Origin of the sequence: Sphingomonas mangrovi (assembly GCF_047975845.1) — a bacterium.
Taxonomy (GTDB): Bacteria; Pseudomonadota; Alphaproteobacteria; order Sphingomonadales; family Sphingomonadaceae; genus Sphingomonas.
Genome location: NZ_JBIUCZ010000027.1, coordinates 40860 through 47734 on the forward strand (window position 1 = coordinate 40860; position 6875 = coordinate 47734).

Genomic DNA, 6875 nt, shown 5'->3' on the forward strand with positions numbered 1-6875 from the left:
GACACGGCGCAACCGTTGGACAGGATCGAGCGCGTGAACCAAATCGCTTCCCGGGCGCAGCTGCGCGCAGGCTTTCTCCGCTGGGCGATCGTCACGGTGCCGCTGGTGCTGCTGCTCGGGCTGGCGGCGGGGAGCCTGGTGTCCGCCGGCTCCGACAACGCCTGGTACGCCGCGCTCGCCAAGCCGTCCTTCACCCCGCCGGACTGGGCCTTCCCCGTCGCCTGGACGCTGATCTACGTGCTGCTCGGCGTGGCGTTGGCGATGGTGCTCGATGCACGCGGGGCCACAGGCAGAGGGCCGGCGGTTGCGGCGTTCGCGGTGCAGCTGGTGCTCAATCTTGCGTGGATGCCGCTGTTCTTCGGCGCGCACCGCGTGTCGGCGGCGCTGGTGCTGATCCTGGTGCTGCTCGCGCTGGTGTTGCTCACGACCTGGCTGTTCGCCCGCATCCGCCCGCGCGCGGCGCTGCTGTTCGCGCCGTACATCGCCTGGCTTGCGCTTGCGACCGCGCTCACCTGGCAGATCGACCGGCTCAATCCCGATGCGGAGGCTCTTGTACCGGGGGGCGGGTCCGCCCAAATGACACTCTAGACGCGGGAAGGACCTGACACATGCAATCCGAAAACCGGATCTTCGACGATTTCGCCAAGTTCGTGAACGGTGCCGCCGGCACCATCGCCGGGATGGCGCGCGAGGGCGAGAGCGCCGCGCGCGAGCGCGCCCGCGAGTGGATCGGCGGGCTCGACTTCGTCGCACGCGACGAGTTCGAGGCGGTGAAGGCGATGGCCGCCGCCGCCCGCGACGAGGCGGATGCGCTCAAGGCGCGGATCGAGGCGCTCGAGGCACAGCTGGCGAACTCCGCCCCGGCCGCGGTCGAGCCGCTCGCCGGCGACAGCATCGGCTAAGGCCGGGCTGCGGTTGGCGGGAGCGTCCCATCGCGCTTCCGCCACGCCCAGAAGAGTTTTCCCCAGCTTTCTGATCCGGCGGCGCGCGTCGACCTTGTGTCGGGGCGCGCCGCTTGGCAATTTCGCGGCATGATTTCCGCCGCCGTTGAAAGGACCTGATGCTCGACGAAGCCGAGGATGATCGCGACGCTGCCGCGCCGATCGACATGCTGGAGCGCTATTTCGCGGCGCACGGCTGGTCGCATCAGCGCGACGAGGACGAGATCGTCGCCAAGGTCAAGGGAAGCTGGAGCGAGTTGGAGTTGCGTGCGATCTGGCGCGCCGACGACGGGGTGCTCCAGTTCCTGGCCTTCCCCGACGTGCGCGTTGCCGAGGACCGCCGCGGTTCGGTGTACGAGGCGATCGGGCTGGTCAACGAGCAGCTGTGGATCGGCCATTTCGAGCTGTGGTCGTCGAGCGGCATCCTGCTGTTCCGCCACGCCGCGCTGATCGACGCGGACGAGGCGGCGCTCTCGCTCGACCAGGCCGAGGTGCTGGTCGAAAGCGCGATCGACGAGTGCGAACGCTTCTACCCCGTGTTCCAGTTCGTGCTGTGGGGCGGCAAGTCCCCGCGCGAGGCGATCGCCGCCTCGATGATCGAAACGCAGGGCGAGGCATGAGCGCGCCGCTTCCCGGACCGCTCTGGCTGGTCGGCTGCGGCAACATGGCCGGCGCGATGCTGCGCCGCTGGCTCGCCGCCGGCACCGTCGATGCCGGCGACGTGACCGTCATCAATCGCAGCGGCACGCTGCCGATCGAGGGCATTTGCGTCGTCACCGCGGTGCCCGAGGACGCGCCGCCACCCGCGACGCTGATGCTGGGCATGAAGCCGCAGCAACTCGACACCGTCGCCGCGACGGCGGTCGGCCAGCTGCGGCCACGGCTGCTGCTCTCGATCCTCGCCGGCGTGGAGAACGCCACGCTCGCGGCGCGCTTCCAGGCGGAGGCGATCGTGCGGGCGATGCCCAACCTGCCGGTATCGATCGGCAAGGGCGTCGTCGCGCTCCACAGCGACAGCTGCGACGCTGCGCTGCGCGATGCCGCCGCCGCACTGATGGCGCCGCTGGGGCTGGTCGAGTGGATCGGCGACGAGCCGTTGTTCGACGTGGTGACCGCACTGTCGGGCTGCGGACCGGGGTTCGTGTTCCGCTTCGTTGACGCGATGGCCGCCGCCGGTGCCGCACTGGGCCTGCCCAAGGATCAGGCGCAACGGCTGGCGATCGCCACCGTCGAGGGCGCCGGGCTGCTCGCCGGCGACGCCGACGTCTCGCCCGCGACGCTGGCCGACCGGGTGGCGAGTCCCGGCGGCTCGACCCGCGAAGGGCTCAACGTGCTGGATCGCGACGACGCGCTGCGCCGGCTGCTGGCGGAGACGCTGGCGGCCTCGGCCCGGCGCAACGCCGAAATGGCCGCCGCCGCGCGCGGGTAGCTCCCATCGCGCGTTCCCCGGCGGAGGCCGGGGCCCAGTTGCGATGGTGCCGGGGTCGGGCATCTCGCTGCGGCATCCCCGACCGGGCCCCGGCCTCCGCCGGGGAACGGCTGGGTTCCTTCCGGGTCAGCGCTCGCCCAGCGCGCGGATCATCGCGCGGTCGGCGTCGGGGATCAGACTTTCCAGCACGGTCCAGAAACCGGCGACCGCCTCCGGTCCGGCCGCCTGGTACGCCTTGGCGAGCCGCTCGCGCAGCAGCTGGTAGACCCGCGCCTCCAGCGCCGTGCCCTCCGCGGTCAGCCGCAGCAGCCGCTTGCGCGCGTCGCGATCGTCGCTGCGGCTCTCGACCAGCCCGCGCTCGGCGAGGTCGCCGAGCACCCGGCCGAGCGACTGCTTGGTGATCGCCAGCAGCCGCAGCAGCTCGCTCACCGACAGGCTGGGCTTGCGCGCGATGAAGTAGAGCGCGCGATAATGCGCCCGTCCAAGCTTCTGCGCGTCGAGCTCCGCATCGGCGACCCGCGTCAGGCTCGACTGGCCGAAATAGAGCAGCTCGAACCCGCGGCGGATTTCGGTTTCCCGCAGGAACTGCGCCGAGGCGGCGAGGTTTGGGACAGTCATGTTGACCTGTTCTGCCAGTGGCCTTAGGCCACCGCAAGCCGGAACGGCACCGCGCCTTTTTGCGCCGACGGAGCAGACCATGACCGACCAGTCCGATGTTCGCTTTCCTCTGACCCCGAACGCCTCGCCGCTTCCGGCCAGCGAGCGTGCGGAGAAGCTGGTGAGCCCGGGCTTCGGTCGGGTCTTCACCGATCACATGGCGATCGCACGCTGGTCCGACGAGAAGGGCTGGCACGATGCGCAGATCGTCGCGCGCGGGCCCGTGCAGATGGATCCGGCCGCAGCCGTGCTCCATTACGCGCAGGAGATTTTCGAGGGGCTCAAGGCCTATCGGCTGGAGGACGGCGGCATCGGCCTGTTCCGTCCCGAAGAGAATGCCAAACGCTTCCAGCGCTCGGCGAAGCGGCTCGCGATGCCCGAACTGCCCGAGGACCTGTTCCTCGCCTCGTGCCGCGAGCTGTCGCTGGTCGAGCGCGACTGGATCCCGGGGGGCGAGGGCGGGGCGCTCTACCTGCGTCCCTTCATGTTCGCGAGCGAGGTGTTCCTGGGGGTGAAGCCCTCGGCCGAATATCTCTACATCGTGCTCGCCTCGTCGGTCGGCGCCTATTTCAAGGGCGGCGCGCCCAGCGTCTCGCTGTGGGTGTCGCAGGAATACAGCCGTGCGGCGGCCGGCGGCACCGGCGATGCCAAGTGCGGCGGCAACTATGCCGCCAGCCTGGTCGCGCAGGCCGAGGCGATCCGCCAGGGCTGCGACCAAGTCGTGTTCCTCGACGCGGCCGAACGCCGCTGGATCGAGGAACTGGGCGGCATGAACATCTTCTTCGTCTTCGACGACGGCAGCATGCAGACGCCGCCGCTGACCGGCACGATCCTGCCGGGCATCACCCGCGATTCGATCCTGCGCATCGCCCGCGACCAGGGGCTCACCGTCCGCGAGGAGCGCTACGGCATCGACCAGTGGGAGGCGGATGCGAAGAGCGGCCGCCTGCGCGAGGCGTTCGCCTGCGGCACCGCCGCGGTGGTGACGCCGATCGGCAAGGTCTCCTCGCCCGACGGCAGCTTCTCGATCGGCAACGGCGGCCCCGGCGAGCGCACGATGGCGCTGCGCGAGACGCTGGAGAACCTCCAGCGCGGCCGCGCCGCCGATCCCTATGGCTGGCTCGAGCGGATCGACGGATAACCCCTTCCCACGACGCCCGCGCCCGGTATAAGGCGCGCGGCTGTTGGGGCGTCGCCAAGCGGTAAGGCAACGGTTTTTGGTACCGTCATACGCAGGTTCGAATCCTGCCGCCCCAGCCATCTGTTTTCCTTGCGTTTATTCCCCCTTTACAGGTTGTTGCGGATAGCAGCGGCGTGCGCGGCTGCAGCGGCGGCGTGCCGGTCGAGTGCGTCTGCAATCGCGCGCAGGTCGGTGGTCGCGACGCCGCGGGATGCTTCGAGCTTGGCCCGGAAGGAGCGGCGCTCGATGCGCAGCGCCGCAGCCGCGCGGGCTGTGCCGAACAGGTCGGCGGCCTCCCGCAGCAGCGTTATCCGGCGTGCACGCTCGCCCATGCTGAGCCTGTTTTTAGGCTCGCTCTTTTCCGCCTCCTTGATCGGTTCACCACATGGGCGGGGGGCGGCGGGGGATTGGGTGGCAATCGCTGACGAGGGCGAGGACGGGACGGTGCCCGTCGACGTGAATCGTAGCGAACCGGCCGCGCACGGCGAGGACATCGCAATGCGCGCCGCGGGGGCCGAGGCCGAGGAAGACCGCGCGGTCGCCGCTGGCCACGGCGCCGGTCGGTTGGCGCGGGGCTCCATCACCGCTGGCCCTTGGCATCGGCGAAGGTCTTCACGATCAGCACCGGGATGCAGAGCATCGCGACAACGATGCCGCCGGCGAGGACCAGGGCGCGCAGAGTGCGGCGGGTCATCTCCCGCCGTTTGAGGACGCGGCGGGCGGTCACAGGCCCTCTCCGGCGGGATCGCAGCGGGTGCAGCTGGTCGTCGTCGCCCAGCTGGGCATGTCGTGATCTTGGGTCGAGGTGCCGCAGCCGCGGCAGACGCGCGGGTGGCGACGCGGATCCGCGTCGGCGAGCTGCTGGTAGACGTCGGCATCGAACGGCATCACCGCGGCGATCGCCTCGAGCGTTTCCCGCCTGCGGGCGCGGACGCCCGGCGCCTCAAGCATGATCAGGATCGAGACGAAGTCCTCGCGAGCCGCGAGCATGTCGGCGGACAGTTCGCCGGCCCCGACCAACGCGGTACACAGGTCGGTCAGGCGCGCGGCGAGGTCGCGGATATCCAGCCCCACCGCCTTGCGGCGCAGGCGCAGATAGCCCTCGGGGGTCAGCGGCTGCGCGTCAGGAACGCGGGGGAGGAACCGCGTGCGCGGCGACGTAGCGAAAGCGTGGCGGTGGAGCATGACGGGCATCCTTTCGGGGCACGGGGCAAAGCTGGGGCGATGCCGGCAGCGGGGTCGCAGCCGGGGGGAAGGGGCACTCGGGGAGAAGCGGGAGCGCGGCGCGGGCCGCGATGGATCAGCCGCTCATGGGATCAGGCGCGCGGGCGACGCTGGGGCCGTCCTCATTGGCGGGCACGCGGGTGTCGTCGTTGGCGGGCAGGGGGAGGCGCTTGGGGCCCAGGTTGCGGTTGCCGAAGGGCAGGTGGACCAGCGGGCTCGGCATCGCGCTGGGCACGATGGTGCGCACCGCCTCCAGCTGGGCGACGAAGGTGTGGCCGCAGTGGTGGTTGGTGCAGACGTAATCGAGCTCCCGCACCAGCGGCGCGATCTGGGCGCTGCTGCGCACGATCGCGCGCGATCGGCAGTGTGGGCAATCGAAGGTGGGCTGGCGCGGACGCGCGATGCGACTCATTGGTGGGAACCCCCGGCTTTCCCGACCGGCCCCGCGCCGGTCTTGAGGAAACTGAACAGCCGGCGCTTGACGGCGGCGACGGCGCTCTCGGCCTCGTCGGCCTCCAGCAGCGCGCGCTGCACGTCGTTGGGGCTGTGGCCGGGCTGACAGACCGGCAAACTGGCGGCGATCAGGTCGCCGAATTCGCGAGCGGCGGTCGCCACCTCGCCGGAAAGGGTGCGCGCGCAGGCGGTGCGCTCGGCAACGACGATCTCCAGCTTGGCGGCATAGGCGTCGTGCAGCGGCGCATTCTCGCCGCCAGCAGCGATGAAGGCGGCGTCGAGCGCGATCGCCTAGGCGAAGCTGGGGCAGGAGGTCGTCGCCTCGTTGGTCCAGTCGCGGATGCACGCGATCGAGCGACCGGCGACCGCCGCCGCCGCCGGGTAGCCGAGGCGACCGGCGATCTGCAGCACGGCATCCGCCGAGGTGTCGGGGGTTTTTGCCGTCGCGGCCTGCTGGTGGGCGCGAATGGAGGTGCTGTCGATCATCTGGATGTCACCGTCGTGCGCAGCGGTGATGGCGTTCATCAGCCGATCCCAGACGTCCGCCTTTCGCCATCGCACGAAGCGGTTGTAGCAGGTGGTACGCGGACCATAGCGCTCGGGCAGGTCGCGCCACGGCGCGCCGGATCGTAATACCCAGAAGATGCCGTTCAGCACGCGGCGGTCGTCGACACGCGGCACGCCCCGGGGCTTGTTCGGTAACGGCGGCTCAATCACGCGCCATTCGTAGTCGGTCAGATCATATCGGCTCATGCCAACGCTGAGTCAGTGTTCTGCTCGGCAGTAAAGTCGGCAATTTGGAATCAGATTGCGGACACAGCTTTGCATTGCATGTCCGTCCTGCTGTGCCCAGAACCGCGCGGCGGTCGATGCTTCACCGCCCATTCGCTAGGTGTTCAGTCCCGGCATCTGGTGGATCGGATTGACGATGAAGCGTTCTGGCTCTGAGGTCCAGAGCTTGGCGATGTATTCGTAGGGTGTGAGGCCGCTG

The 6875-nt window shown here is 70.0% G+C and carries 11 protein-coding genes, 1 tRNA gene and 1 pseudogene; 6 read left to right on the plus strand and 7 right to left on the minus strand.

Features of this window, described 5'->3' with window-relative positions; all coding sequences use genetic code 11:
• Positions 1 to 33: 33 nt before the first annotated feature.
• From ACBY01_RS12925 to ACBY01_RS12940, 4 genes are all read left to right on the plus strand, one after another.
• Positions 34 to 588: a TspO/MBR family protein gene (locus tag ACBY01_RS12925; protein WP_416461294.1), complete on the plus strand. Its 555-nt coding sequence runs from the start codon at positions 34 to 36 to the stop codon at positions 586 to 588.
• Between the two features lie 20 nt (positions 589 to 608).
• Positions 609 to 902, plus strand: coding sequence for an accessory factor UbiK family protein (locus tag ACBY01_RS12930; RefSeq protein ID WP_416461295.1), 294 nt, complete (start codon positions 609 to 611; stop codon positions 900 to 902).
• A gap of 158 nt (positions 903 to 1060) precedes the next feature.
• Complete coding sequence (locus tag ACBY01_RS12935) at positions 1061 to 1561, plus strand: type III secretion system chaperone family protein (protein ID WP_416461296.1); 501 nt, start codon at positions 1061 to 1063, stop codon at positions 1559 to 1561.
• On the plus strand, positions 1558 to 2370 hold the full coding sequence (locus tag ACBY01_RS12940; RefSeq protein ID WP_416461297.1) for a pyrroline-5-carboxylate reductase family protein: 813 nt from the start codon (positions 1558 to 1560) through the stop codon (positions 2368 to 2370). Before ACBY01_RS12935 ends, ACBY01_RS12940 begins: the two co-directional genes overlap by 4 nt.
• Before the next feature lie 126 nt (positions 2371 to 2496).
• On the opposite strand, the gene ACBY01_RS12945 is transcribed toward ACBY01_RS12940, so the two are convergent.
• Entirely contained in the window at positions 2497 to 2988 is a 492-nt protein-coding gene (locus tag ACBY01_RS12945) for a MarR family winged helix-turn-helix transcriptional regulator (protein WP_416461298.1), read from the minus strand.
• 79 nt (positions 2989 to 3067) lie between these two features.
• On the opposite strand from ACBY01_RS12945, the gene ACBY01_RS12950 reads away from it, so the two are divergent.
• Positions 3068 to 4168 (plus strand): branched-chain amino acid aminotransferase, encoded by a 1101-nt coding sequence (locus tag ACBY01_RS12950; RefSeq protein WP_416461299.1) that lies wholly within the window; start codon positions 3068 to 3070, stop codon positions 4166 to 4168.
• A 44-nt stretch (positions 4169 to 4212) separates the two neighbouring features.
• Positions 4213 to 4287: transfer RNA gene (locus tag ACBY01_RS12955), tRNA-Gln, on the plus strand.
• 27 nt (positions 4288 to 4314) lie between these two features.
• On the opposite strand, the gene ACBY01_RS12960 is transcribed toward ACBY01_RS12955, so the two are convergent.
• The 6 genes and pseudogenes from ACBY01_RS12960 to ACBY01_RS12985 form a co-directional block, all read right to left on the minus strand.
• Positions 4315 to 4539: a hypothetical protein gene (locus ACBY01_RS12960; protein ID WP_416461300.1), complete on the minus strand. Its 225-nt coding sequence runs from the start codon at positions 4537 to 4539 to the stop codon at positions 4315 to 4317.
• A gap of 391 nt (positions 4540 to 4930) precedes the next feature.
• A complete protein-coding gene (locus ACBY01_RS12965) occupies positions 4931 to 5392 on the minus strand; it encodes a hypothetical protein (RefSeq protein ID WP_416461301.1) in 462 nt (153 codons plus the stop codon).
• Between the two features lie 115 nt (positions 5393 to 5507).
• A complete protein-coding gene (locus ACBY01_RS12970; RefSeq protein ID WP_416461302.1) occupies positions 5508 to 5843 on the minus strand; it encodes an Ogr/Delta-like zinc finger protein in 336 nt (111 codons plus the stop codon).
• A complete protein-coding gene (locus ACBY01_RS12975; protein ID WP_416461304.1) occupies positions 5840 to 6046 on the minus strand; it encodes a hypothetical protein in 207 nt (68 codons plus the stop codon). Before ACBY01_RS12975 ends, ACBY01_RS12970 begins: the two co-directional genes overlap by 4 nt.
• A gap of 129 nt (positions 6047 to 6175) precedes the next feature.
• The gene (locus ACBY01_RS12980) at positions 6176 to 6637 is read right to left on the minus strand and encodes an IS5 family transposase (RefSeq protein ID WP_416461305.1); all 462 of its coding nucleotides are present in this window, start codon (positions 6635 to 6637) and stop codon (positions 6176 to 6178) included.
• 135 nt (positions 6638 to 6772) lie between these two features.
• A pseudogene (locus tag ACBY01_RS12985) lies at positions 6773 to 6875 on the minus strand (IS481 family transposase); the annotation flags it as partial.

Coding starts and splice junctions, on each gene's coding strand:
- ACBY01_RS12930 (WP_416461295.1), top strand. CDS start 609: ATGCAATCCGAAAACCGGATCTTCGACGATTTCGCCAAGTTCGTGAAC.
- ACBY01_RS12935 (WP_416461296.1), top strand. CDS start 1,061: ATGCTCGACGAAGCCGAGGATGATCGCGACGCTGCCGCGCCGATCGAC.
- ACBY01_RS12940 (WP_416461297.1), top strand. CDS start 1,558: ATGAGCGCGCCGCTTCCCGGACCGCTCTGGCTGGTCGGCTGCGGCAAC.
- ACBY01_RS12945 (WP_416461298.1), bottom strand. CDS start 2,988: ATGACTGTCCCAAACCTCGCCGCCTCGGCGCAGTTCCTGCGGGAAACC.
- ACBY01_RS12950 (WP_416461299.1), top strand. CDS start 3,068: ATGACCGACCAGTCCGATGTTCGCTTTCCTCTGACCCCGAACGCCTCG.
- ACBY01_RS12960 (WP_416461300.1), bottom strand. CDS start 4,539: ATGGGCGAGCGTGCACGCCGGATAACGCTGCTGCGGGAGGCCGCCGAC.
- ACBY01_RS12965 (WP_416461301.1), bottom strand. CDS start 5,392: ATGCTCCACCGCCACGCTTTCGCTACGTCGCCGCGCACGCGGTTCCTC.
- ACBY01_RS12970 (WP_416461302.1), bottom strand. CDS start 5,843: ATGAGTCGCATCGCGCGTCCGCGCCAGCCCACCTTCGATTGCCCACAC.
- ACBY01_RS12980 (WP_416461305.1), bottom strand. CDS start 6,637: ATGAGCCGATATGATCTGACCGACTACGAATGGCGCGTGATTGAGCCG.